The sequence below is a fragment of the Roseobacter sinensis genome (genome assembly GCF_025755255.1).
GTDB classification, from domain to species: Bacteria; Pseudomonadota; Alphaproteobacteria; order Rhodobacterales; family Rhodobacteraceae; genus Roseobacter; species Roseobacter sinensis.
Window position 1 is genome coordinate 308008 of sequence record NZ_JALIEB010000001.1, and the last position, 22622, is coordinate 330629.

Consider the following 22622-nt stretch of genomic DNA (forward strand, 5'->3'; position numbering starts at 1 on the left):
TCGTCTCCTTCTTCAGTAAATCCGGTCACCCTGGGCGTCGAAACACAACGGGTCCTGCGGTGCGATATGCAGCGTGGTGCCTGGCGCGTAGTCGGCATGCGGGTCTGCCAGCGTGATGATGTCGTGCCCGTCGAGATGCAGGTGCAGACGCGTGTGGTCGCCAAGATGCTCGAGCCGGTCGACGCGCGCTGCGCGGCCCTCGCCTTGCGTCACATGCTCGGGCCGCAGCCCGATGCGATGGGCGCCGTTGGGCGGCGTGCCGAAAAGATCGCCGGGCAGGATGTTGATGCGCGGCTGACCAAGACGCGAAGCGACATATACCGAGTTCGGGTTCTCATAGATCTCGCGCGGGCTGCCGAACTGCACCAGCCGCCCTTCGTTCAGCACACCCACATGGGTCGCCATGGTCATCGCCTCGACCTGGTCGTGGGTGACATAGAGGATTGTAGCACCCAGGCTGGCCTGAATGCGCTTGAGCTCGATCCGCAAGTCAGTGCGCAGCTTCGCGTCGAGCGAGCTCAGCGGTTCGTCCATCAGATAGACTTGCGGTTCGCGCACCAGGGCCCGCCCGATGGAGACGCGCTGCATCTCACCGCCCGAGAGCGCGGTCGCCTTGTTGTCGAGCTTGTGCGAGATCTGCAGCACCTGCGCGACCTCGGCGACTTTGCGATCAATCTCGGCGCGGGGGGTGTTCAGGATCGGAGACTTCAGCGGAAATTCGAGGTTTTCGCGCACCGTCAGATGTGGGTAGAGCGAGTATTGCTGGAACACCATCGCAATGTCGCGTTGCGCGGGCGTCTCGTTTGCCACATTGCGCCCGCCGATACGGATTTCGCCCGCGTCGAGTTTCTCCAACCCGGAAATCAAGCGCAGCGTTGTCGTCTTCCCGGCGCCCGTTGGCCCGAGCAGCACCACGAAGGCGCCATCGGGGATGGTCATGTCGATGTCTGCGACGCCGATGGTGTCGCCGAAGGCTTTCGACACGCCTTTGAGGATGACGTCAGCCATGGGTCACAATCCCCTCGTTGAGCTCGGAGCGCAGGGCTCGTCCGGTGCTTTCGTCGAAGAGCGTGACCGCTTCGCCCTTGAAACCAAGTCCGACTGTCTCTCCGACCGTGGCGACCTGCCCTGCCGGGACCCGGGCCTTCAATTCGCCGTTGGGCGTGTCGAGCGTGATGATCTGCGTCGTGCCGAGATACTCCGTCGCCAGCACTTCGCCGCGGTACGCCCCTGCATCACTTAGCGTCACGTGTTCTGGGCGGACGCCGAAGACCAGCTTGTCGGATGCCCCCTGCATCTGACGCGGGACCGAGATGGATTGCCCCTGCATCTCGATGCTGTGCGCGCCTTCCGGCACGGACCCGTCGAAGCGTAGGAAGTTCATCGAGGGTGAGCCGATAAAGTCGGCCACGAACATCGTCGCGGGTTTGTCGTAGATCTCTTGCGGGGTGCCGAACTGCTCGACCACCGCATTGTTCATGACGACGATCTTGTCGCCCATCTGCATGGCTTCGAGCTGATCGTGCGTCACATAGACCGTTGTTGCGCCCATGCGGTCGTGCAGGGCGCGCAGCTCTTCCGCCATACGCTCGCGGAACTCGGCGTCGAGCGCGCCCAAGGGTTCGTCCATCATGAAGGCCTTGGGGTCCCGCACGATGGCGCGTCCGAGCGCCACGCGCTGGCGGTCACCGCCCGAGAGGCCGCCGACCGGTTTCTTGAGGATGTTTTCGATGCCGAGGATGCGCGCGACCTCGTCAACCTTCTCGCGCACGGCGGCGCGCGGCATCCCCTGGCTGACCAGCGGATAACTCAGGTTGCGGTAGACGTTCATATGCGGGTAGAGCGCGAACATCTGGAACACGAAGGCGATGTCGCGCTGGCTGGGCGGGCGCTGGCTGATCTCTTCGCCGTCGAGGTAAATCTCACCAGAGGTCGGCAGTTCCAGCCCCGCAATCATGCGCAGCGTGGTCGTCTTGCCGCAACCCGAGGGGCCGAGCAGCATGAAAAACTCGCCATCCTCGATGGTGAAGCTCGACTCCTTCACCGCGACGAAATCGCCGAACTCCTTGCGCACGTTTTGGATCCGGATTTCAGCCATCGAGATACTGCCCGATGCGCAAGAGATGTCCGTCCGGGTCTAGGATGTGCAGCTCTCGCATGCCCCACGGCCGGTCTGAAGGCCCATCCGCACGCGGAAAGCCCTCGTCTGGGAGATCCATCTTAGCGATCATCTCGCCGACGGCGTTCACATCATCGGTGCGGATATAGACCGCGTGATCCGAGGTATCGGCCCTGTGAGTGGGGTCGTGCGCGAAATGCAACTCGATCCGATCGTTCACAAAGATCAGATAACCGCCGAAGTCCTCCCAGCGGCCTTGCAGATCGAAGCCCAGCTTTTCGTAAAAGGCCACGGTCCGGTCCATGTCAGCGCACGGCAGGATGGCGCAGGTCGACAGCAGCATCAGGTGTCCTCCGGGAAATGGCTGACGATGATGAACATCACCGTGCCGATCAGGGTTGTGATGAAGGAATAGGTGAAGGCCCACATCACGAAGGGTTGCATCAGCATGAAGACACCCACGGCGATGATGATTGTTGCCAGCATCTCCCAAGGACCGCGGCGCAGACGGAGAAGGCCCGAGATGAAATTGCTCATTTCCGTACGGCTCCGAATGTTATGCCGCGCAGCAAGTGCTTGCGCAGTGCCACGGTGAAGATCATCACCGGCAGCAGGAAGATGGTGGCGCCTGCAGCGACGGCGGGCCAGTCGAGGCCACCCACGCCGATGATCGTCGGGATGAAGGGCGGGGCGGTTTGGGCGGTGCCGGAGGTCAGCAGCACCGCAAAGGCGTATTCGTTCCACGCAAAGATCAGGCAGAAGATCGCGGTGGAGGCGATGCCCGTGGCGGCCTGGGGCAGCACGACCTTGTAGAAGGCCTGGAACCGGGTGTAGCCGTCGATGAGGGCGGCTTCCTCGTATTCGGTGGGGATCCCGTCGATGAAGCTTTTCAGCAGCCAGACCGCGAGGCTGATGTTCACCGCCGTGTAGAGCAGGATCATGCCCAGATGCGTATCGCTGAGACCCAGCTCGCGGTACATCAGAAAGATCGGGATGGCCACGGCGATGGGAGGCATCATCCGTGTCGAGAGGATGAAGAACAGCAGGTCATCGGCCAAGGGGATGCGGAAGCGGCTGAAGGCATAGGCCGCAAGCGTGCCCAGAAAGACGCTGAGAAAGGTTGAGCCGAAGCCGATAATCACGGAGTTGAGGAACCGCTCGCCGAATTTCGAGGGGCCGGCGATGACCATGTCGTATTGGCGCACGATTTCCTCGTACCAGGTCTGCGGCGGGTTGGCGGCAAGGAACTCATCCGTTTGCCGCGTGCGCGTGGTGAAGAGGTTCACATAACCCTCGAGCGTCGGATCGAAGATCACCTTCGGCGGATAGCTAATGGCATCCGCGGGCGATTTGAACCCGGTGAGCATGATCCAGGCGAGCGGGACCATGGTGATCAGCGCGTAGAGGATCACCAGGCTGCCGGCAAACCATTTGGATCGTGCGCTTGGCTCGGTGACGGAGAAGCTGCTCATGTCGGGCTCTCCGACGGGTCGGATGGTTCTTCGATGCGCATGCTTTCGATGCGGGCCGGGGCCGCGTCTGTGTTCGCGTGCTCGGCCAGCGCCGCGAAGGCCAGCGCCAGCGGTGTCAGCGGCGCCGCCCAACTGGAGAGATGCGCGTCTTTCGGCAGGCGGATGTCACAGAAGGCCATCAGCGTTCCTTCACCTTGTTGAGTGCTTTCACGTAGATCGAGGCAAGCCCGAAGACGGTCACGAAGAGGATGATCGCATAGGCACTTGCGTAGCCGGTGCGCCATTTCTCGAAGGCCTCGCGCTTGAGGTTGATCGAGGTGAGCTCGGTGGTGGAGCCGGGGCCGCCGCCGGTGAGCTGCACGACGAGGTCGAACATCTTGAAGTTCTCGATGCCCCGAAACAGCACGGCAAGCATCAGGAAGGGCATCACCATGGGCACGGTGATCGTCCAGAACTGCCGCCATTTCGAGGCGCGGTCGATCTCGGCGGCTTCATAGATATAGTCAGGTATCGAGCGCAGCCCGGCGAGGCAGATCAACATCACGAACGGCGTCCACATCCAGGTGTCGACGATCACGATGGACCAGGGCGCCAGGTTCACCTGCCCCAGCATCTCGAAGCTGGAGGGGTCGCGCCCGGTGAAGAAGGCGACGATGTAGTTGAAGAGCCCGATCTGCGGCTGATACAGGAACTTCCAGAAATTCCCGACCACCGCCGGAGATAGCATCATCGGCAGCACGATAATCGTCGTCCAGAGATCGTTGCCCTTGAACTTCTTGTTGATGAGATAGGCGAGGGTAAAGCCGATCAGCACCTGCAGCAGGATCGTCCAGAAGAGGAAATGCGCGGTGGCCTGCATGTTGAGCCAGATGTCGGAATCGGTGAGGATGCGCTCGTAATTGCGCAGGCCCACGTAATCAACCTCGCGGTTGGGCCGGTTGGCGCGGTAGTTGGTGAAGCTGAGGTTGATCGTCCAGATCAGCGGAAAGATGTTGATCGCCAGCAGCAGGAAGATCGTGGGCCCCACGAAGATCCAGGCGATCGCCCGGTCGCTGAGCCCGCGGATCTTGCGCGCCACAGTGGGCGGTGTGGCCTCAGCGGCGCGGGTCATCGGAGCTTGGGTCATCTGGCACAACTTTCCCGTCACGGGGCGACCCAAGGGGCCAACCCCGCGGTGTGGACAGGCAGGTCGGGCGGGCTTTCAGGCCGCCCTTGCCGGGGGATCGGAAGGGCGGGGCAGACCCGCCGCTCCCGGGTTCAGGAGACCCCGGATCAAGTCCGGGGTGCGATTGCGCATGCGGCAATCACAGCTTGCCTTCATCTTCGAAGGTCTCGGTCCAATCCTCGATCAGCTTGTCGAGCGCTTCCTTCGCGGTGCCCTGATCGGCCACCACATAGTCATGGATGCGCTTCTGCATGGCCAGCAGCAGTTCGGCATAGGCCGGCTCCTGCCAGAAGTCCTGCACATCGTTCATGGCCTCAAGAAAGTCCCCGGCAAAGGGCGCGCTGTCGACGAAATCGGGGCTTTCGAGCACCGCCTTATGCGCGGAATAGCCGCCCAGATCCCACCACTTCTGCTGGACGTCGGGCTGCGCGAACCATTTGATGTATTCAAGCGCCGCGTCCTGCTTGTCGGAGTAGGCGACAACTGAAATCCCCTGACCGCCGAGCGTGGAGCCCGCCTGGTTCTGCGGCGGGTTCACGAAGAAGTCGATCTTGTCGCCGCCGGTATTGGGATCCGCGTAGAGGCCCGGGAAGAAGGCAAACCAGTTCATCGCCATCGCCACCTGCCCGGATTTGAAGGCATCAAGGCTCTCGCCCATGTAGGAGTTGGTGTAACCCGGCGGTGTCGCGGTCTCGTAGAATTCCTTGTAGAATTCCAGCGCCTCGACGGCCTCGGGCGAATTCACAGCCCCTTCCATGTCGTAGGAACCCGGAGTGTTCTCATATTTGAAACCCCAAGGGTAAAGCGCGCCGGTCACACCCATGGTAATGCCTTCCGAGCCGCGCTCGGTGAAGATGGCGGCGCCATAGACGGTCTGGCCGTCGATCTCGCGCTCCTGGAAGAACTGCGCGATCTCAAGCAGCTCTTTCTGCGTCTGGGGCTCGCCCAACTCACGGCCGGTGGCTTCCTGGAAGGCGGCGCGGATGTCTTCCCGCTCGAACCAGTCCTTGCGGTAGAACCAGCCGTTAGCGTCGCCCATGGCGGGCAGCGCGTAGTAGTTCGGCGTGCCCTTGGGCCAGGTGGAATAGGCATAGACGGTTGCATCGGCGAAGTCGTCCATCGAGATGCCTTCGGCGTCGAAGAAGTCATTCAGCTTCACGTAGTGGCCGTTCTCGGCGCCGCCGCCGATCCACTGGCTGTCACCGATCAGCAGATCGCAAAGATTGCCGCCCGAGTTGAGCTCGTTCAGCATCCGGTCGGCGAAGTTGGGCCAGGGGATGAACTCGAAGTTCATCGTGTGGCCGGATTGTTCCTCGAACTCCTTGCTGAGTTCCACGAGCGCGTTGGCCGGATCCCAGGCCGCCCAGCAGAGTGTGAGGTCTTCGGCCTGCGCAGATGCGCCAAAGCCTGCCACTGCAAGGCTGAGTGCACTGACGGCCGTCAGTTTCGAATATGTCATGTGGTACCTCCCTAACGGTCCTGTCCGCTCGGTCCCCGCCGAGTCGGTTCCGGACCTCTTCACGCTAAATGAGGAACGTACCTCATGTCGATACATTTCTGAGGGGCGTACCTCAAAAAGAACTCAAGTCTCTGATAAATGTGGATATTAACTTTGACGACGCGTGTGTCGGGATGCAGATCCGAACCCAAGAACACGCGCGGTCTAGCAAAATCACAGACTGCTTCCGAAGGGCTGGCCGGTGCAGAACACACTCTTGGAATCGCTCGCTGAAATCAGTCGGCGTCGCGCACCGGACCGCGCAGCGCCTTCACCTCTCCGCGGACTTTCTTTGCCTTCAGACGACGTTTTTTCGACCCCAGAGTCGGCCTGGTGGCGATGCGCCGTTTCGGGGCGACCAACGCCTTTCGGATCAACGCGACGAGCCGGTCGCGTGCGATGTCGCGGTTCCGGGCTTGGCTGCGGGTCTCGTCGCATTGGATCACCAGCGCGCCTTCGCCGGTCCAGCGGCGCCCGGCGAGCCGTTTCAGCCGCGTCTTCACCGGCCCGGGCAGCGAGGGCGAGCGCGCCGCTTCGAAGCGCAGCTCCACTGCCGTCGCAACCTTGTTCACATTCTGCCCACCGGGACCCGAAGACCGTATGAAGTTCTCGGTCAGCTCCCAGTCCTGGATTTCGATCTGATCGTTGATCCGCAGCATCCTTGCCTTCTGCCACGAAATCCGCCCACGAAAAAGGGCCGCACGACGTGGTGCGGCCCAATCGAATGGTTTCAGGAGGGGGATCGGTTAGACCGATGTCCACTCAGGAGTTCTGCCCGTCAAGGGCTGCCTCAGCAGGCGACCTCCAAAGCTGTTCCGACACCTCGCTCCAATACCGTTCTCGACACTGGATCACCTCCTTTACCTATCTGTTGACATTGCAAGAATCGTCGCACAGGTTTTGGAAATCGCCAAGCGTTTTTTCGTTAACGGCGCAGCCCCGCCGGCCTGTCTCTGGCACGTCCATCCTTCATTGTTGCAAAAATAAGCACGCTCCTAGGCAGCAGGTGCGAGCCGTGCGGTGATCACGCGGAACGGGATCAGCGCAATCAGCGCCAAAGAGAGCTTCACCATCCAGTCCGCCACCGCGAGCGATACCCACAGCGGGGCAGCCGGCCCGAGGCCAAGGATCGGCAGCACCTCGCCGGCCCAACTCACGTCATTGGCGGGCTCGAGGAAGGTCAGGCTGGCCGAGAAGGCGATGGTGAAGAATAGCGCCGTGTCCACCGTGCTGCCGATCAACGTCGAGGCCAGTGGGGCACGCCACCACCGCCCGTCGCGCAGCGCGGAAAAGATCGCCACATCGAGAAGCTGTGCCGTCAGAAAGGCAAGGCCCGAGCCGATCGCGATGCGCAGTGTCACCAGCGGGCCGAATTCACCCATGATCTGCGTGCCGATGAGCGAGCAGGCAACGCCGACCAAGAAGCCAACAAAGACCACGCGCCGCGCCGGACCGGCGCCGTAGACGCGGTTCATCACATCCGTGACCAGAAAGGCCAGCGGATAAGTGAAGGCCCCCCAGGTCAGCCATTGGCCGAAGAGAAACTGAACGAGAATGTTCGAGGCCACAACAATGGTGGCCATGGCAAGAATGCCGGGAAGGTGAGCGCGTGTCATGTGATCAATCCGTTTTGGCAAGGGTGCGGCACTTGGTCGGACCAACCGGCCGACGCGCGGTCTTTAGGCGGTTGCGCGGCGGCGCGCAAGTCAATCCGTCAGCACGTATTCGATGATCTCGGTTCGCAGAACCGGCAGGAAGTTGTCATCGGAGACCATCGTCAGGTGGATCTGGCCGCTGTCGTCAGCCCACACCGAGAGGCCCTCAAGGTTGCCATGCCGCCTTTGCGGGGTTTCCAGCAAGGTCTCGATGTCCCGCAGCGCGGTGTCGGTGACCGTCATGGCGCGCACGCGGTTGCGAAACCCCAGCCAGTGGAACTCTCGTTCCAGCAGGTAGAGCCGACCGTCGGGACCGAAATCCGCGCCTACCGGACGGTATGCGCCATCAAGCGGCAGGGTGAAGGGCTGTTGCCATTTCCCCTGCGGATGGCGGCGGTAGACCAACGCTTCATAGGCGCCGCGCAGCACGCCTTCGGGCACGGTAAAGAGTGTTCCCGCCGCATCCACCGCCACGGCTTCAAGCCCGATGTTGGAGCCAAGCGCCCGCCAGGCGCGGGTGTAGGACGGCCATGTGGCATGGCTCTCCCAGGTGTCATAGCGCAAGATGCGCTGCGCGCCTTCGAAGGAGACGAAGAGCCGTCCGTCCGCATCGAGTGCCAAGCCTTCGGCGTCATCATGCGGGTAGCGTTCGACCTTCCCGTTCTTGTCGACAAGGCGCTGCTGCGCCTCCAGCGTCGCGCCGGTGATCTTGCCCCCGGTGCGATGCAGCCTACCGCGCACCAGATGGGCCCGATCGGTGACCGCAAAGAACCCCTCGCCGTCGGGTGTGACCTCAAAACCGGAAAAACCGCCGAACCACGCCGCATCGTGCTGCCAGCGATAGGTCGAGACATGCTGAGCAGGCTGGTCGGCGGGCGGCATGGCGAGCGGCGCCGGCATCGGGAAGAGGTAGAAGAGCAGCGCGGTGGCCAGCAGGCCAAGACCGGCTACTGCAAGACGGTAGCGCATTGCTGGGGCAGATCGGCGAGCAGAAGCTGCCGTCGCGGTCTTGGTGGCGGCGCATTCGGGTCTGGCGGTGGTGGATTGAGGATCGTCTCCACCCAGGCCTGCGCGTCGGCGCAGCCATCACCGGGCGGCGGCGGGGCCTGGTTGACACAACCCTCCGTGCCTGCGGGGCAGGCCAGGCGCACATGGAAGTGATAGTGGTGTCCATACCACGGCCGGATCTTGCGTAGCCAGGAGCGGTCGCCACGCGCATCCTTGCACATCTGCACCTTGGCGCCCGGGAAGATGAAGATGCGCGCCACGCGTGGGTCCGAGGCAGCCGCCTTCAGGATTTCATGGTGCTGGCGCGTCCAGTTGTCGTTCACAAAGGCGCCGCGGTCACGGCGCAGAGAAATCGACGAGATGCTTTCCCGCTCGGCGACGGACAGGCTGAGGTTGTCCGCCGGCCGCAGCCAGATGTCCGCGTCGAGGCCAATCTGATGGCTGGCATGGCCGGTGAGCATCGGCCCGCCGCGCGGCTGGCTGAGATCGCCCACGTAGAGCCCATTCCAGCCGGGTTGTTGCGCGGCCTCGCGGCTGAGGTCCATCACGTAGTCCACCGTTGCAGGATGCGCCCAGTTGCGGTTGCGTGACAGGCGCATGGCCTGCCACGTCGGGCCGGTCTCGGCCAATTGCGCGCCACCCGCCATGCAGCCCTTGGAGTAGCTGCCGAAGGGAGCCGGAGCACCCCTCGAGGCCACCTGTTCGGCGCCGAAGACCTGCTTTGCGGGCGTGGTGCTCTTGCTATGGCCCGAGGTGCCGATGGTGGGCAGGATCGCGGAGGACTGGGCCTCCGATTGCGGTGTGCCGTCGGAACAGGCGGCGAGCGCGAGGCTCAGGACGGCGAGAACTGCGATAGCGCGGAGGGTCATCTGCTGAAATCTCCATTCGGCTTGACCCACGCTAACAGGATCAACCCGAGAATGAACAGCCCGATAATCGGGGTGACACCGATTTGCTGAGACCCGCTTGCCGCTGTCACAATTCCGATCAGCAAGGGCGCCAGAAAACTCGTGGCCTTGCCGGAAAGGGCGTAAAGCCCGAAGGCTTCGGTCATACGCGCCGGATCACCCTGGCGCACCATCATCGACCGGCTGGCCGATTGCAGCGTCCCGCCTGCGGCGCCGATGAGGGCGCCGAGGATGTAGAACGCGATGTCGGGGGCGCGGCTGCCTTCGGGCAGGGCAATCCAGAAGAGACTGTCGCGCGAGACGAAGACGATTGTGATGGCAACGGCAGTGAGCACGCCGATGGACACCTTGATCACCGCGCCGGGACCGAAGCGCACGTCGGCCTTGCCTCCGAGCCAGGCAAAGAGTGCGCCGGTGATGATGGCGATGATGCCGAAGACGCCCACGTCGACCACCGTCCAGCCGAGCACGCCTTGCGCATAGATGCCGCCGAAGGCGTACATGCCGTTGAGCGCGTCGCGGTAGAACATCGAGGCACCGAGGTAGGAAAAGAGCGAGGGCGTGTCCGGCAGGCGCATCACGGTCCGGCGCAACCCCTCGAGAGCTGCCCGTACCGCTCCATTCGCGGCTTTTACCGGCTTCGGCTCACGCACCCAGAGGAAGAAGGGGATCATGAAAAGCGCGTACCAGAGCGCGGTGAGCGGGCCGACGAAGCGGGTGCCCTCGCGGGCCTCAGCGTCCAGTCCCAAAGCTGGGTCGAGGCCGATGAAGGTTTTGCCGGTGGTGGCGCTTTCGGCGAAAAAGAACAGCATGATCACCAGCGTGACCAGCCCGCCTACGTATCCGATGGCCCAGCCGGTGCCGGAGATCCGCCCGATCTCTTCACGCGGGCCGAGATCGGGCAGCATGGCGTTCACGAAGATTGTCGCGAACTCCATGCCGATGAGGCCGAGGGCGAAGAGGAAGAGGGTGAGCGGCAGGTTGAAGCTGTCCGGGCTTGCGGCCCAGAGCCCCGCGCTGCCGAGGATGTAGAGCGCGGAGAAGAGCCAGATGAACCGCATTCGGTTGCCCGACGTGTCGGCGATGGCGCCGAGCACGGGCGCGAGGATGGCGATGGTGATGCCGGCCGCACCGATCCCGAAGCCCCAGGCGGCCTGCGCGCGCGCGCCGTCCTGCATGAGCTCACCCACGTAAGGCGCGAAGATGAAAGTGATGAGCAGCGTGTTGTAGGGTTGGCTGGCCCAGTCGAAGGCGTACCACCCCCAGATGCGTTTGCGTGCGCTGCTCATGGTCCCGCCTGCCTGTTGCCGCTGCCCGAGGTAGAGCAGGCGGGCCCGCATCAGGCAAGAGCCGCTTTGGGCCCGGTCAACCAAGACTGGCGCGCGGACTTGCGAAACGGGTGCCACTTGCTTAATTGAGGCGCACGCAAGAAGAGGTCTGCCGATGCAATCGCTGTTCGAAATCATCATGCTGCTGCTGAACGTGCTGTGGTTCTTCATCATCGCGCATGTGATCATGAGCTGGCTGATCAACTTTCAGGTGCTGAACACGCGCCAGCAGCTGGTTGCTCAAATCTGGTACGGGCTGAACCGCATTCTCGAGCCGATCTATGCGCCGGTGCGCCGGGTGCTGCCGCCCATGGGCGGGATCGATCTCGCACCTTTGGCCGTGCTTCTGGGCGTCGCGATTCTGCGGATTGTTCTCGTCAACAACTACGGCCTCTTTGTCTGATTTTCCGCCTCCGGCGGGAGTATTTTGCGACGGGTGAAGCATCGGGGCTTGTTCACGATTCCTTAGTGTGTGACTCTGCAAGAGACGAGCAGGTCGCAACAGGAATTGTGAGATGACGGACACCGCCGCGGTGTTGAAGGACGTCTTTGGTTTCGACGGATTTCGTCCCGGGCAGGGCGAGATCGTCGAGGCGGTCACGGCGGGCGAGAACGTGCTGGCCATCATGCCGACGGGTGGCGGGAAGTCACTTTGTTTTCAATTGCCTGCGCTGTTGCGAGAGGGGGTCACGGTGGTGATCTCGCCACTGATCGCCTTGATGCGTGATCAGGTGCGCGCACTTCAGGAGGCGGGGGTCGCAGCGGGCGCGCTGACCTCTGGCAATACGTCCGAGGAGACCGACGCGGTCTTCGAGGCGCTGTCGGCGGGGCGGCTGAAGCTTCTTTACATGGCGCCCGAGCGGCTCGCCGCGGGGTCTGGGTTTCTGCGGCGGGTGGGTGTTGCGATGATAGCCGTCGATGAGGCTCATTGCGTGAGCCAGTGGGGTCATGATTTCCGGCCCGACTATCTGCGCATTGGTGCGCTGCGGCGCGATCTGCGCGTGCCGCTCGCAGCCTTCACAGCCACCGCTGATGCGGAGACACGTGCAGAGATCGTCGAGAAGTTGTTCAATGGAGAGGTGCCGCGGACCTTTCTGCGCGGGTTTGACCGCCCAAATATTCACCTGGCCTTTGCTGCGAAAGACGGACCGAGGCGGCAGATCCTCGAATTTGCAGCGGCGCGCAAGGGGCAGTCCGGGATCGTCTATTGCGGGACGCGGTCGAAGACCGAAGGCTTGGCGGCAGCACTGCGCGAGGCGGGGCACGCGGCGCTGCATTATCACGGCGGTATGGAGGCGGAGGACCGGCGCATTGCCGAGACCCGATTTCAGCGCGAGGACGGGCTGATCGTGGTGGCGACCGTGGCCTTTGGCATGGGGGTCGACAAGCCCGATATCCGCTGGGTGGCCCATGCGGATCTGCCGAAATCCATCGAGGCCTATTATCAGGAGATCGGGCGCGCGGGGCGCGACGGCGCGCCAGCCGAGACGCTGACGCTCTTTGGTCCGGATGACATTCGCCTGCGCCGGGCCCAGATCGACGAGGGGCTCGCCCCGCCCGAACGTCGCGCGGCGGATCATGCGCGGCTCAATGCGCTCTTGGGGCTGGCGGAAGCGCTGGAGTGTCGCCGCAAGACGCTCTTGGCCTATTTCGATGAGAGCGAGGTCGGCTGCGGCAACTGTGACCTCTGTGACCGTCCGGCGGAGGTTTTCGATGGCACGACCGCGGTGCGCAAGGCGCTCTCGGCTATTCTGCGCACCGAGGAGTGGTTTGGCGCAGGCCATCTGATCGACATTCTGCTCGGACATGAGACGGATAAGGTGCGCCAGCGCGGTCATGACCAGCTGCCGACCTTCGCGGTGGGCAAGGAGTACGATCGCCGGGCGTGGCAGGCGATTTTTCGGCAGATGATGGGGCATGATCTGGTGCGGCCCGATCCGGAACGGCACGGGGCGCTGCGCTTGACCGACGCGGCGCTGCCGATCCTGCGAGGCGAGGCGGAGATCGCACTGCGCCGCGATACGATCCGTGCGGCGGCGGCCTCGCGGCGCCCGGCGGTGAAGGCGATGGTGTCAGAGGAAGATGCGCCGCTCCTTTCCGCGCTGAAGGCCAAGCGGCGCGCCTTTGCCGAGGCCGCCAAGGTGCCAGCCTATGTGATTTTCAACGACCGCACCCTGATTGAGATGGCGCAGGACCGTCCGCAGACGCTGGACGACATGGCGCGTATCAGCGGCGTGGGGGCCAAGAAGCTGGAGCGGTACGGCGCCGCCTTTCTGGAGGTGGTCGTCGGCGAGGCGCAGCAGATGCACCCCTCGCGGCGCAAGCTCGCGGGGCGGTCGGCGGGCTCGGTCTACGACCGGCTGCTCGCGGTGCAGGCCGATCTGGCGCGGGGGACGGATGGGGTCGACAAGCCTCTGAGCTGCTCAGCCTCGCAGCTGGCGAAGGTGGCGCAGATGCGCGAGGCGGATGCCACGGCCCTGCAACGGCTGCTGGGCGACCGGCGGGCCGAACGCTTCGGTCCGGCCTTTCTGGACGTCCTGCGGGAGGCGGGCTAAGTCGCCTGTCAAGAGAGATCAGATGATGGGGAAGCGGGTATGTTGGTGGTGATTTCGCCAGCCAAGCGGCTGGATTGGGCGGAGCGGGATGTTGAGACAACCGCGCCAGCCTTTCAGGAAGACGCGGTTCGGCTGGTCAAGACCGCGCGCAACCTCAGCTTGGGCAACCTGAAGGGGCTGATGGACCTCTCTGATGATCTGGCGCGGCTGAACCGCGACCGGTTTGCGGCCTTCGAGGCCGAGCCGGCAGAGCAGGTCACCCGGCCCGCGGCGCTGGCCTTTGCAGGCGACACCTATCAGGGGCTCCAGGCCGATAGCCTGACCGCCGAAGATCTGGCCTGGGCGCAGGATCACCTGCGCATCCTCTCGGGGCTCTACGGCCTGTTGCGGCCGCTCGACGCAATTCAACCTTACCGTCTGGAAATGGGCAGCCGCCTGAAGACGCGGCGCGGCGCAAACCTTTATGAGTACTGGCGCGATGGGCTGTCAAAGGCGTTGAACGCGCAGGCCGAGGCGGTCGGTACGGATGTGCTGATCAACTGCGCCAGCCAAGAGTACTTTGGCGCTGTCGCGCCCAAGGCGTTGAGCCTGAACGTGATCACGCCAGCCTTCCTGGAAGACAAGCATGACGGCAAGGGGCCGCGCGTGGTCAGCTTTTTCGCCAAGACCGCGCGTGGGGCAATGGCCCGCTACGTTGTGCAAAACCGGATCACCGATCCAGAAGCGATCGAAGGGTTCACCACCGGTGGCTATGCGTTCGACGCCGCGCGCTCAACACCCGGGGCGCCGGTCTTTGTGCGGGATTATCCCACGGCCTGATCGGGCAACTCGTCTGCCGGTGGCAGCGCGTCTTTCGGGCAGTAGTCGCGGATATGGCCAAGCATCTCGGCTTTGCGCACGGGTTTCGACATGTAGTGATCCAGGCCCACGGCGAGGATGTCCACATTGTCGCCTTCCATCGCATGGGCCGTCAGGGCGATGATCGGCACGTGGCGGCCGGTCTCGCTCTCGATCTCGCGGATGGTCTTCGTGGCCTCCTTGCCGTCCATTTTCGGCATGGAAATATCCATGAAGATCAGATCCGGCTCGAAATCCGTGTAGGCGTCCACCGCTTCGAGCCCGTTGTTGGCGAACTTCAAGTCGACATCGACCTCCTTGAGCATCTTGCGCAAGACAAGCTGGTTGGTCTTGTTGTCTTCCGCAGCCAGAACCCGCATGCGGCGCAGGACGATCGGCGGTGCGGCCTCATCAGGCGGGGCGGCAGCCGGCTCAACCTCTTCGACAACCACGGGGGTCGACTGCCGGTGCGAGAAGGTGGGCACGTCTGTCACGTCGTCCTCGTTTGCAGGGCTGGTTTCCACCGGGGGCTGACTTGTCCAGTCGGCAAGCCACTGCAGCATGTCCCTTCGCGGAAACGGGCGCTGGAAGATCGAGTCGACACAGTCCTTGGCAGCATCGGCGCTGGCGTAGCCGACATTCGAGCTGAGCAGGATCATTTGCATCTTGTGACCAGACGCACGGGCTGTCTTGGCGAAATTGAGCCCGTTCACCTTGGGCATGATGTGGTCGACCAGGATCAGGTCGACGCTGCGATCAAGCATTGCGAGTGCCGAGGCCGCATCCTTGCAGCTGGTCACCTTGAGGCCGAGCTGCTCCAGCTGGTGCGTCAGGATCTGCAGGTTGGGTTCGAAATCGTCGATCACCATGACGTGGCGCAGATGCTCGGGCAGCGCAGGGTAGTCGGCCTGCAGCCCATCGGGTGCCGGGAAGGTGACTTCGAACCCGAAGCAGGAGCCGACCCCCTCTTCCGAGGTCAGCCAGATGCGGCCGTCCATCATCGCGACCAGATGTTTGGAGATCGCCAGGCCCAGACCGGTCCCATCGAACTGGCGATTGCGTTCGTTCTCCACCTGATTGAACTCGCCAAACACGTGCTCAATCATGTCAGCCGCGATGCCGATCCCGGTATCCTCGACCGTTATGGCGAGGGTCACATCGCCCGTCTCTTCGTTTCTGGTGCCACGGACCTTCACAAGCACATGGCCTTCAGAGGTGAATTTCACCGCGTTGCCCATGAGGTTGGTTAGGATCTGCCGCATTCGGCCGGGATCGCCCACGAAGGTAGAGGGCAGGAACAGATCGTAGTCCAACGTCAGACCGAGCCCTTTGTCGTGGGCGGAGGACTGCAGCAGCATCATGATCTCGAGGATGCACTGCTCCAGATCGAAGGGTTCGGGGTGCAGTTGCAGCCGCTCCGCCTCGATCTTGGAGTAATCAAGTACGTCGTTGATGATCACCAGAAGAGCTTCGCCGGAATTCTTGATCGTATCGACATAGAGCCGCTGCTCTTCGCTCAGCGGCGTGTCGATCAGCACCTCGGCCATGCCGACAACTCCGTTCATCGGCGTGCGGATCTCATGGCTCATATTGGCGAGGAAGGCGGATTTGGCGCGGTTCGCGGCCTCGGCACTCTCGCGGGCCGCTTTCAGCTTCTTTTCATACTTTACGGTGGCGGTGATGTTGAGCCCGAGCGAGATGATGTCGCCATCGGGGCCGCGCCGGTCGATCACCTTGATGTATTCGCCGTTCCAAAGCCGGATGATCTCGGGCACCGGCACGTCTTGCTGCACGCGGTCGATCATGCGCTGGCGCCAGGCCGCCGGGCTTTGATCCCCGATGTCGACGATGCCTTCTTCTGTCAGCACCTGAAGGATCGTGACGTAATTCACGCCGGGTTTGATCTCCTCAAGACCGTCGAAGACGGCGAGGTAGGCCTTGTTCGCCATGATCATCTCAAGATCAGGGCTGAAGAAGGCAAAGCCGTCGTTGATCGTTTCGATCGAATGCCAGAGGCGCCGTTCGACGATCTCGATCTTTTCATGCGCGGCGGACAGGTCGGACTTCACGCGCTGATTCTCGTCGCGCACCGTCGCCACCTCGGCCCGGGTCTCGACGATTTCGTGCGACAGCTGCTTGGCGTGCTCACCCAGTTTGCGGTTGGCGGCAAAAAGTTCCGCCTGCTTGAGTTCAAGCAGGCGTTCAGCAGCCAATCGGCCGCGGCGTTCTTCGGCCAATCTATTGGCGAGACTCATCCGACCACCGGGATTCCTAAGATCTTAGGGCCGCATATTGCGCCATGTGAGGTGAACAACTGCTTAACCCTGGCTGGAGCCCGGCAAGAAAGCTGAAGATCGGGCGGGCCTAGCGGCGGCCCTCGCGCAGCCAGGCGGCCGTCAACAGGCCCAGCGACAGAAGCAGCACAAGCCAGCCGGGCAAGAGGTTGGTCTGGCGCACATCGCGGGTTTCGAAGGCATCGCGCGGCGTCAGCCCGATCCAGCCGCGCCCGGCGGCGGGGCGGCCCGGGCGCACATTGCGCAGCCGCGGCAGCCCGTCTTCAAGCCGCACCGACCCGCCGCGCAGGCCTGCGATGACGGGCTCGAGCACCTCGGCGGTCGCAATGGTCTGCTCAAACTCGCGCGGGGCTGCGGGGCCGAGGCCGATCACCGCCGTCTTGTCCCCGTTGACCAGCCGGTAGAGGCCGATCTCAGGCCCTTCGAACGTGCCTTCGAAAACGCCGGGGGCGGTTTCGGTCAGCTCAAGCTCGGTCGTGTTGCCCGAGGGGTCGGTGATCGTGACGGGCGGGACGTCATTCGACAAAGTGCGGCGCTTGATCCGCATGGTTTGCCCCGTCGCTTCGGCTGTCAGTGTCTCTTCTTCCAGCTCCGGCTCCTTCATCATCCAGTGCGCGAGGCGGCGTAGAAGCTCCAGCTGCGGTCCGCCACCTTCGTAGCCGCGGTTCCAGAGCCAGGCATGATCGGAGGCCAGCAGCGCAACCCGGCCTTCCTCCACCCGGTCGAGCACGAGAAGCGGGCGGTCGTCGATACCGGACATGACCGCGTGACCGCTCGATTGCGAAAGATCGATCTGACGCAGCCAGCGGCCCCAATCGCCCCCGTCGGGCAGATCCGCCGTGACCGGGTGCCGTGCGCCCAGATCCGTGACGCTGGGCAGATAAGGTTCGTCCAGGACGCGCGCGGTCGGCGACGCGGGCAGAACCGAGCCGAGCGGCGAACGATAAAGGCTGTCGGCGCTTGCAAAATCGGCACCTGCAGCCACCAGCACGGCACCGCCCTGCCGGATGTAATTGGCCACATTGTCGAGATAGAGCGCGGGCAGGATGCCGCGGCGCTTGTAGCGGTCGAAGATGATCAGGTCGAAGTCATCAATCCGCTCCAGAAACAGCTCGCGTGTGGGGAAGGCGATGAGGCTCAACTCGCTCACAGGCACGCCGTCCTGCTTTTCGGGTGGGCGCAGGATGGTGAAATGCACCAGATCGACAGAGCTGTCGGATTTCAACAGGTTGCGCCAGGTCCGTCCGCCCGGATGCGGCTCGCCCGAGACGAGCAGCACGCGGAGGCGGTCGCGCACGCCGTTCATCTGGATGAGCGCGGTGTTGTTGCGGTCGGTCAGCTCGCCGTCCGCTTCGGGCACCGTGAATTGGATCACGTTACGCCCGCCGTGCGGCAGGGTGATCGGCAGTTCGATATCCTCGCCGATGGGCACCTGGAAGCTCTGCGCCGGGGCACCGTCCACGGAGATATCCAGCGGCGCGAGGCCCGACCCTTCCGGCGCGGCCCCCATGTCTTCGATGCGCAGGGTAAGCGTAACCGGTTCGTCGATGATCGCGAAGGCCGGGGCGTTGCGGATCTCGAGTCGGCGGTCCCAGTCGGTTTCTTTGCCCGTCATCAGCAGGTGCATCGGCGCCGGCAGCTCGAGCGGCAGGTCCGCATCGTGGATCTGCCCGTCACTGATGGCGAGCACGCCGGCGATCCGGGCACGCGGTTCTTCTGCCAGTGCCGTCGACAGCGCTGTCATGAGCTGGGTGCCCGCATCGCCGTCGCCGTCGGCAACGGTCATGCGCCGAACCTCGGTGTTGGGCCGCGCGGCAATGGTGGCAGCCAGTTCATCCGCGGCAGAGCCGGTCTGATCGGGCCGATCAGAAAGCTGTTGGCTGGCACTCTCGTCCTCAAGCAGCATGACGATATCGGTCAGCGGCGCGCGGTCCTCCTGTTGGTAGGACGGACCTGTCAGGGCAGCCACCACCACCAGCGCCGCGAGCGCGCGCAACGCCCAGCCGTTGAGCCCGCGCACCACGGCGAGCAGCACGCTGGTCGCCGCAATCACCGTGACAACGGTCAGCAGCGGCCACGGGATCAGCGGGTCGAAGATCACACTCCCGGTCATTGGCCCAACCTGTCGAGCAGCGCGGGCACATGGACTTGGTCGGATTTATAGTTGCCGGTCAGCACATGCATGATGAGGTTCACGCCGAAGCGGAAGGCCAGCTCGCGCTGGCGCTCACCGGTGAAGCCGCGTCCGATCGGCACCAGGGGCGTGCCGGTGTTGCTGATTGCCCAGGCTGCGGCCCAATCGTTGCCGCCGATCACCACCGGGGTCACCCCGTCGTTGAGGTTGCGGAAGGGCATGCCCTCGACCTGCTCGGCATCGGGCGGGGCGGCTTCGACCCAGACATCGCGGCTGCTGTGGCGCCCGGGGAAGTCCTGAAGCAGATAGAAGGTGCGGGTCAGCACGTGGTCGGCGGGCAGCGGCTCCAGCGGCGGAATGTCCAGCGGCGCGGCAAGGTCCTGCAGTTTCCGCCCGTTGGGGCTGGCGTTGCCGAAGCGGGCCACATCCGCGTCGCGCGTGTCGAAGAGGATAAGCCCGCCGGAGCGCAGATAGGCGTTGAGCTTGACGTAGGCTTCCGAGGACGGACGCGGCTGGTCGGGTGTAATGGGCCAGTAAAGCACCGGGAAGAAGGCGAGCTCGTCCATCTCGAGATCGACGCCCACGGGCGCGGCGGGTTCGACCGAGGTGCGGAAGAAGAGCGTATCGGAAAGCCCGCGCAATCCGGCATCAGACATCTCGTCGACCTGACGGTTGCCGGTCAGCACATAGGCCAGAACAAGTTCGGCCGTGGCGTTGAGCGCAAAGGCATCGTCCTCGGCGTTCTGGGCTTGCGCACCTTGGGGGACGCCAAGCATCAGCAATGCCGCAAGGCCGATGGCGGCGGTGCGGCTGGCGGCGCTCACCAGACGGCCCGACAGTGCGAGCGACGCGATCACATCGGCCAGCAACAGCAGGATCGCAAGGCTCAGCAGCCAGCCGGCGACGGGCTGCTCAGGCGGCACGGCGAAGCCTTTCACCGGAATGCGCGGTGGCCAGCTGACAGCCGTCAGCGTATCCTCCGTCTCGATCACGTTACGCGCCAGACGGCGGTCACCCGAGGCGTAGATGCCCGGCTGCATATCCGGTCCCGGAGGCGCGGTCAGCAGGTCCGCGCCCGGAACACCCGGTAGGGTGCCCGCATCGCTCAAGGTGCCGAAACCGTCCATCACCTGCTGCGGTGTCCAGGTGGTGCCCTCCAGTTGGCCCGCGTCGGGACGCGAGGTGGAACTGGAGATCGCCAGTCGTTCCAGCATCTGCACAAAGAGACCCGAGAGCGGCAGCGTCGACCAGTCTGCCGTCGCAGTGACGTGGAACAGGACAATCTGACCCTGTTCGCGCGCCTTGCGGGTCACCAGCGGCGTGCCGTCGGTGAGCTCTGCAATCACGCGTTCGGCCAGCGTCGGATCGGGCTGCGCCATGACCTGGCTGGTGACCTGGACATCGGGCGGGATTTCCAGACCGAAGAAGGGCGAGTTTTCGCGGAAGGGCGCCAGAGCCTTGGGTTCGCCCCAACTCATGGCCCCGCCGACCGTCCGCCCGCCCGAACGCAGGCGCACGGGCATCATCGGGTCTTCGTCGGCGCGGCTGACGTCACTGGCGGCCACGCGCGGCCCGGCGAAGCGCACCAGCATCCCGCCCTCGTCGATCCAGGCGCCCAGGCTCTCTTCCTCTCCGGGCGAGAGCGTGGCCACATCGGCCAGAATGATCACATCCGGGTTGGCGGGCAGGATCTCGTCCAACGCGCCGCGGATGAGGTCGGCGTTGGGTGCGAGCGCCTGTTCGATGTAGTGCAGCGGCGAGAGTAGCTCGAGCCCCTCGCGACTTTCGCGCCCAGCGATCAGCGCAACCTCGCGGCGACGCAGCCCGTCGTCGGCCAGCGTGGTGCTGCCGGCGGAGCGTTGGCCCTGGATATCGAAGCGGGTGATGCGGGCGCGCAGCTCGGACGGCAGGGAGAGGGCTGTTTCAGCGGTGGTCTCGCCGGCCGCGAAGGTCGCAGAGGCTGTCGCGAGAATGCTCGCGTTGCCCGCGGGGTCACGGCCCAGGGCCTGTACGGTGATCTCGCGCTCGGGGCCTGCCGCGGCGCGCATCGCGGTCAGTTGAACCGCGCCATCTTCAAAGCTCGCGGGCGTCATGGCCAGCACGTTGGCAGCGGTCTGATAGACGTCAACACTGCCCTTGCTCTCAAAGCTTGCCAGAGCGGCCTCCCGTCCCGGGTAGTCCAGCCCGTCGCTGAACCAGAGCGTGTCGAAATCGGCGATCTCGGTGAGGAAAGAGAGTGCCAGTGTCGTGCGTGCCTGATCCGGCTGCCAGGGCGCGGGCCGGAAGCCCGGCAGGCGGCTGCGCCAGGCATCGGCGGTCTGGAAGACCGGTGGCTGCGGGCGTGCCAGATCGAGGAAGGCTACAGTGCGGCCCGCGCGGCTGGCACGCGTGAGCTGGGCGGCGATGGCGTCTTCCTGCTCGGCCCAGCGGGTCGCGCCCGCCCAGCTGCCATCGAGCACGATGAGCAACGGCCCGCTGCCCTGCGCCTGATCCTCATCGGGGTTCAGCACCGGGCCCGCGAGGCCGATGATGATGGCGGCGGCAGCCAGCATCCGCAGCAGCAAGAGCCACCATGGCGTGCGGTCGGAGACCGATTCGTCGTCCTTCAGCCCGAGCAGCAGTGCGACGCCGGGAAAGCGTCGCCGCATCGGCGCAGGCGGCACGGCGCGCAGGATGATCCAGAGGATCGGCAGCGCCAGCAACGCCAGAAGCAGCCAGGGGGCCGTGAAGCCGATGCCGCCCAGAACCGTCACGCGCGGCCTCCGGTGTCGAGCGCCCGATAGAGCCACAGCAATGCGGATTGGGCGGAATGATCGGTGTGGTGGATGCCGTATTGCCAACTGGTGAGCGCGCAGAGGTTGCGCAGTTCATCCTTGCGCGCCGCGAGCCGGTCGAGATAGCGGTCCTTCAGGTCGTTGGCTTTCAGGGTCTCATGGCTAAGGCTGCCGCCCACGCTTTCAAAGATCGTCCGGCCTCGGAACGGGAAAGCTTCCTCGGACGGGTCGAGCACGTGCAAGAGCACACCGCGCACACCGCGATCCGCCGCCTTGGTGAGCGCCAGTTTCACCTCTTCGACGTCGCCCATGAAGTCCGAGATGAACAGCGCACGGGCAGACGGGATCATGGCGCGGTGTTCGGGCGGGGCATAATCCGCGTCGGCATCGGTGGTGAAGGCTTCGGCCAGCCGCAGGATCTGGGTGTTGCCCCGCCGCGGCGGCAGCGTCGTGCCGGTGAGCCCGACACGTTCTCCTCCGCGCACCAGAAGGATGGCGCAGGCGAGGCCCAGAAGCCTTGCCCGGTCGGCCTTGAGCGGCAGTGCTGTCTCGCTGGCGAAGCGCATTGATGCGCCCTGGTCGATCCAGAGCATCACGGACTGCGCGATCTGCCATTCACGCTCGCGCACGAACTCCTGATCGCCGCGGGCCGAGCGCCGGTGATCGATCAGCCGTCGGCTGTCGCCCGTCTGGGCGGGGCGGTACTGCCAGAAATCGTCGCCCATGCCCGCTCGCCGGCGCCCGTGATCGCCCAGCAGCACGGCGCCAGCGAGATGCTCGGCGCGGGCCAGCAAGTCAGGCAGACGCGCGGCCTGGTGCTCCGCCTCGGCCCGCAGGGCTTTTGGCTGATCGGAGAGCGGAAGGGGGGCGGATGC

At 64.2% G+C, this 22622-nt stretch carries 20 protein-coding genes; 3 read left to right on the forward strand and 17 right to left on the reverse strand.

From position 1 onward, the window contains the following. Positions 1-12 precede the first annotated feature (12 nt). From MUB52_RS01530 to MUB52_RS01590, 13 genes are all read right to left on the reverse strand, one after another. Positions 13-1008: an ABC transporter ATP-binding protein gene (locus MUB52_RS01530; protein ID WP_263842415.1), complete on the reverse strand. Its 996-nt coding sequence runs from the start codon at positions 1006-1008 to the stop codon at positions 13-15. After that, a complete protein-coding gene (locus tag MUB52_RS01535; RefSeq protein ID WP_263842416.1) occupies positions 1001-2098 on the reverse strand; it encodes an ABC transporter ATP-binding protein in 1098 nt (365 codons plus the stop codon). Before MUB52_RS01535 ends, MUB52_RS01530 begins: the two co-directional genes overlap by 8 nt. Next, positions 2091-2462 (reverse strand): bleomycin resistance protein, encoded by a 372-nt coding sequence (locus MUB52_RS01540; protein ID WP_263842417.1) that lies wholly within the window; start codon positions 2460-2462, stop codon positions 2091-2093. The genes MUB52_RS01535 and MUB52_RS01540 overlap by 8 nt, the downstream gene beginning before the upstream one ends. Then, positions 2462-2656 carry a hypothetical protein gene (locus tag MUB52_RS01545; RefSeq protein ID WP_263842418.1) on the reverse strand — a complete coding sequence of 65 codons (195 nt, stop codon included), beginning with the start codon at positions 2654-2656 and terminating at the stop codon, positions 2462-2464. The genes MUB52_RS01540 and MUB52_RS01545 overlap by 1 nt, the downstream gene beginning before the upstream one ends. After that, complete coding sequence (locus MUB52_RS01550; protein ID WP_263842419.1) at positions 2653-3591, reverse strand: carbohydrate ABC transporter permease; 939 nt, start codon at positions 3589-3591, stop codon at positions 2653-2655. The genes MUB52_RS01545 and MUB52_RS01550 overlap by 4 nt, the downstream gene beginning before the upstream one ends. Next, positions 3588-3770 (reverse strand): hypothetical protein, encoded by a 183-nt coding sequence (locus MUB52_RS01555; protein WP_263842420.1) that lies wholly within the window; start codon positions 3768-3770, stop codon positions 3588-3590. The genes MUB52_RS01550 and MUB52_RS01555 overlap by 4 nt, the downstream gene beginning before the upstream one ends. After that, positions 3770-4717 (reverse strand): carbohydrate ABC transporter permease, encoded by a 948-nt coding sequence (locus MUB52_RS01560; protein WP_263842421.1) that lies wholly within the window; start codon positions 4715-4717, stop codon positions 3770-3772. The genes MUB52_RS01555 and MUB52_RS01560 overlap by 1 nt, the downstream gene beginning before the upstream one ends. A 178-nt stretch (positions 4718-4895) precedes the next feature. Further along, complete coding sequence (locus MUB52_RS01565) at positions 4896-6215, reverse strand: ABC transporter substrate-binding protein (protein WP_263842422.1); 1320 nt, start codon at positions 6213-6215, stop codon at positions 4896-4898. Positions 6216-6490: 275 nt separating this feature from the next. Then, positions 6491-6913, reverse strand: a complete 423-nt coding sequence (gene arfB / locus MUB52_RS01570; protein ID WP_263842423.1) for an alternative ribosome rescue aminoacyl-tRNA hydrolase ArfB — start codon at positions 6911-6913, stop codon at positions 6491-6493. A gap of 336 nt (positions 6914-7249) precedes the next feature. After that, a complete protein-coding gene (locus tag MUB52_RS01575) occupies positions 7250-7870 on the reverse strand; it encodes a queuosine precursor transporter (RefSeq protein ID WP_263842424.1) in 621 nt (206 codons plus the stop codon). A gap of 90 nt (positions 7871-7960) precedes the next feature. Beyond that, positions 7961-8878 carry an esterase-like activity of phytase family protein gene (locus MUB52_RS01580; RefSeq protein ID WP_263842425.1) on the reverse strand — a complete coding sequence of 306 codons (918 nt, stop codon included), beginning with the start codon at positions 8876-8878 and terminating at the stop codon, positions 7961-7963. Next, the gene (gene mepA, locus MUB52_RS01585) at positions 8857-9786 is read right to left on the reverse strand and encodes a penicillin-insensitive murein endopeptidase (protein ID WP_263842426.1); all 930 of its coding nucleotides are present in this window, start codon (positions 9784-9786) and stop codon (positions 8857-8859) included. Before mepA ends, MUB52_RS01580 begins: the two co-directional genes overlap by 22 nt. Continuing rightward, entirely contained in the window at positions 9783-11114 is a 1332-nt protein-coding gene (locus tag MUB52_RS01590) for an MFS transporter (protein WP_263842427.1), read from the reverse strand. The genes mepA and MUB52_RS01590 overlap by 4 nt, the downstream gene beginning before the upstream one ends. Positions 11115-11268: 154 nt before the next feature. Between MUB52_RS01590 and MUB52_RS01595 the strand changes: the two genes are divergently transcribed. The 3 genes from MUB52_RS01595 (at position 11269) to yaaA (ending at position 14527) form a co-directional block, all read left to right on the forward strand. Beyond that, positions 11269-11556 (forward strand): YggT family protein, encoded by a 288-nt coding sequence (locus tag MUB52_RS01595; RefSeq protein ID WP_263842428.1) that lies wholly within the window; start codon positions 11269-11271, stop codon positions 11554-11556. A 112-nt stretch (positions 11557-11668) separates the two neighbouring features. Further along, on the forward strand, positions 11669-13708 hold the full coding sequence (gene recQ, locus MUB52_RS01600; RefSeq protein WP_263842429.1) for a DNA helicase RecQ: 2040 nt from the start codon (positions 11669-11671) through the stop codon (positions 13706-13708). 39 nt (positions 13709-13747) lie between these two features. After that, positions 13748-14527, forward strand: coding sequence for a peroxide stress protein YaaA (yaaA, locus tag MUB52_RS01605; protein WP_263842430.1), 780 nt, complete (start codon positions 13748-13750; stop codon positions 14525-14527). Here yaaA and MUB52_RS01610 read toward each other — a convergent pair. From MUB52_RS01610 to MUB52_RS01625, 4 genes are all read right to left on the reverse strand, one after another. Next, positions 14512-16800 (reverse strand): response regulator, encoded by a 2289-nt coding sequence (locus MUB52_RS01610; RefSeq protein WP_263842431.1) that lies wholly within the window; start codon positions 16798-16800, stop codon positions 14512-14514. The genes yaaA and MUB52_RS01610 overlap by 16 nt on opposite strands. Positions 16801-16909: 109 nt before the next feature. Beyond that, the gene (locus tag MUB52_RS01615) at positions 16910-18952 is read right to left on the reverse strand and encodes a hypothetical protein (RefSeq protein WP_263842432.1); all 2043 of its coding nucleotides are present in this window, start codon (positions 18950-18952) and stop codon (positions 16910-16912) included. Next, on the reverse strand, positions 18949-21726 hold the full coding sequence (locus tag MUB52_RS01620) for a DUF4159 domain-containing protein (RefSeq protein WP_263842433.1): 2778 nt from the start codon (positions 21724-21726) through the stop codon (positions 18949-18951). The genes MUB52_RS01615 and MUB52_RS01620 overlap by 4 nt, the downstream gene beginning before the upstream one ends. Continuing rightward, positions 21723-22583, reverse strand: a complete 861-nt coding sequence (locus MUB52_RS01625; protein ID WP_404818172.1) for a DUF58 domain-containing protein — start codon at positions 22581-22583, stop codon at positions 21723-21725. Before MUB52_RS01625 ends, MUB52_RS01620 begins: the two co-directional genes overlap by 4 nt. Between the last annotated feature and the right edge of the window lie 39 nt (positions 22584-22622).

Bases quoted from the DNA above. Each gene is read 5' to 3' on its own strand.
- MUB52_RS01545 (WP_263842418.1), bottom strand. From the start codon at position 2,656: ATGAGCAATTTCATCTCGGGCCTTCTCCGTCTGCGCCGCGGTCCTTGG.
- MUB52_RS01530 (WP_263842415.1), bottom strand. From the start codon at position 1,008: ATGGCTGACGTCATCCTCAAAGGCGTGTCGAAAGCCTTCGGCGACACC.
- MUB52_RS01590 (WP_263842427.1), bottom strand. From the start codon at position 11,114: ATGAGCAGCGCACGCAAACGCATCTGGGGGTGGTACGCCTTCGACTGG.
- MUB52_RS01555 (WP_263842420.1), bottom strand. From the start codon at position 3,770: ATGGCCTTCTGTGACATCCGCCTGCCGAAAGACGCGCATCTCTCCAGT.
- recQ (WP_263842429.1), top strand. From the start codon at position 11,669: ATGACGGACACCGCCGCGGTGTTGAAGGACGTCTTTGGTTTCGACGGA.
- arfB (WP_263842423.1), bottom strand. From the start codon at position 6,913: ATGCTGCGGATCAACGATCAGATCGAAATCCAGGACTGGGAGCTGACC.
- MUB52_RS01540 (WP_263842417.1), bottom strand. From the start codon at position 2,462: ATGCTGCTGTCGACCTGCGCCATCCTGCCGTGCGCTGACATGGACCGG.
- MUB52_RS01595 (WP_263842428.1), top strand. From the start codon at position 11,269: ATGCAATCGCTGTTCGAAATCATCATGCTGCTGCTGAACGTGCTGTGG.
- MUB52_RS01535 (WP_263842416.1), bottom strand. From the start codon at position 2,098: ATGGCTGAAATCCGGATCCAAAACGTGCGCAAGGAGTTCGGCGATTTC.
- MUB52_RS01610 (WP_263842431.1), bottom strand. From the start codon at position 16,800: ATGAGTCTCGCCAATAGATTGGCCGAAGAACGCCGCGGCCGATTGGCT.
- MUB52_RS01615 (WP_263842432.1), bottom strand. From the start codon at position 18,952: ATGACCGGGAGTGTGATCTTCGACCCGCTGATCCCGTGGCCGCTGCTG.
- mepA (WP_263842426.1), bottom strand. From the start codon at position 9,786: ATGACCCTCCGCGCTATCGCAGTTCTCGCCGTCCTGAGCCTCGCGCTC.
- MUB52_RS01580 (WP_263842425.1), bottom strand. From the start codon at position 8,878: ATGCGCTACCGTCTTGCAGTAGCCGGTCTTGGCCTGCTGGCCACCGCG.
- MUB52_RS01565 (WP_263842422.1), bottom strand. From the start codon at position 6,215: ATGACATATTCGAAACTGACGGCCGTCAGTGCACTCAGCCTTGCAGTG.
- yaaA (WP_263842430.1), top strand. From the start codon at position 13,748: ATGTTGGTGGTGATTTCGCCAGCCAAGCGGCTGGATTGGGCGGAGCGG.
- MUB52_RS01575 (WP_263842424.1), bottom strand. From the start codon at position 7,870: ATGACACGCGCTCACCTTCCCGGCATTCTTGCCATGGCCACCATTGTT.
- MUB52_RS01560 (WP_263842421.1), bottom strand. From the start codon at position 4,717: ATGACCCAAGCTCCGATGACCCGCGCCGCTGAGGCCACACCGCCCACT.
- MUB52_RS01550 (WP_263842419.1), bottom strand. From the start codon at position 3,591: ATGAGCAGCTTCTCCGTCACCGAGCCAAGCGCACGATCCAAATGGTTT.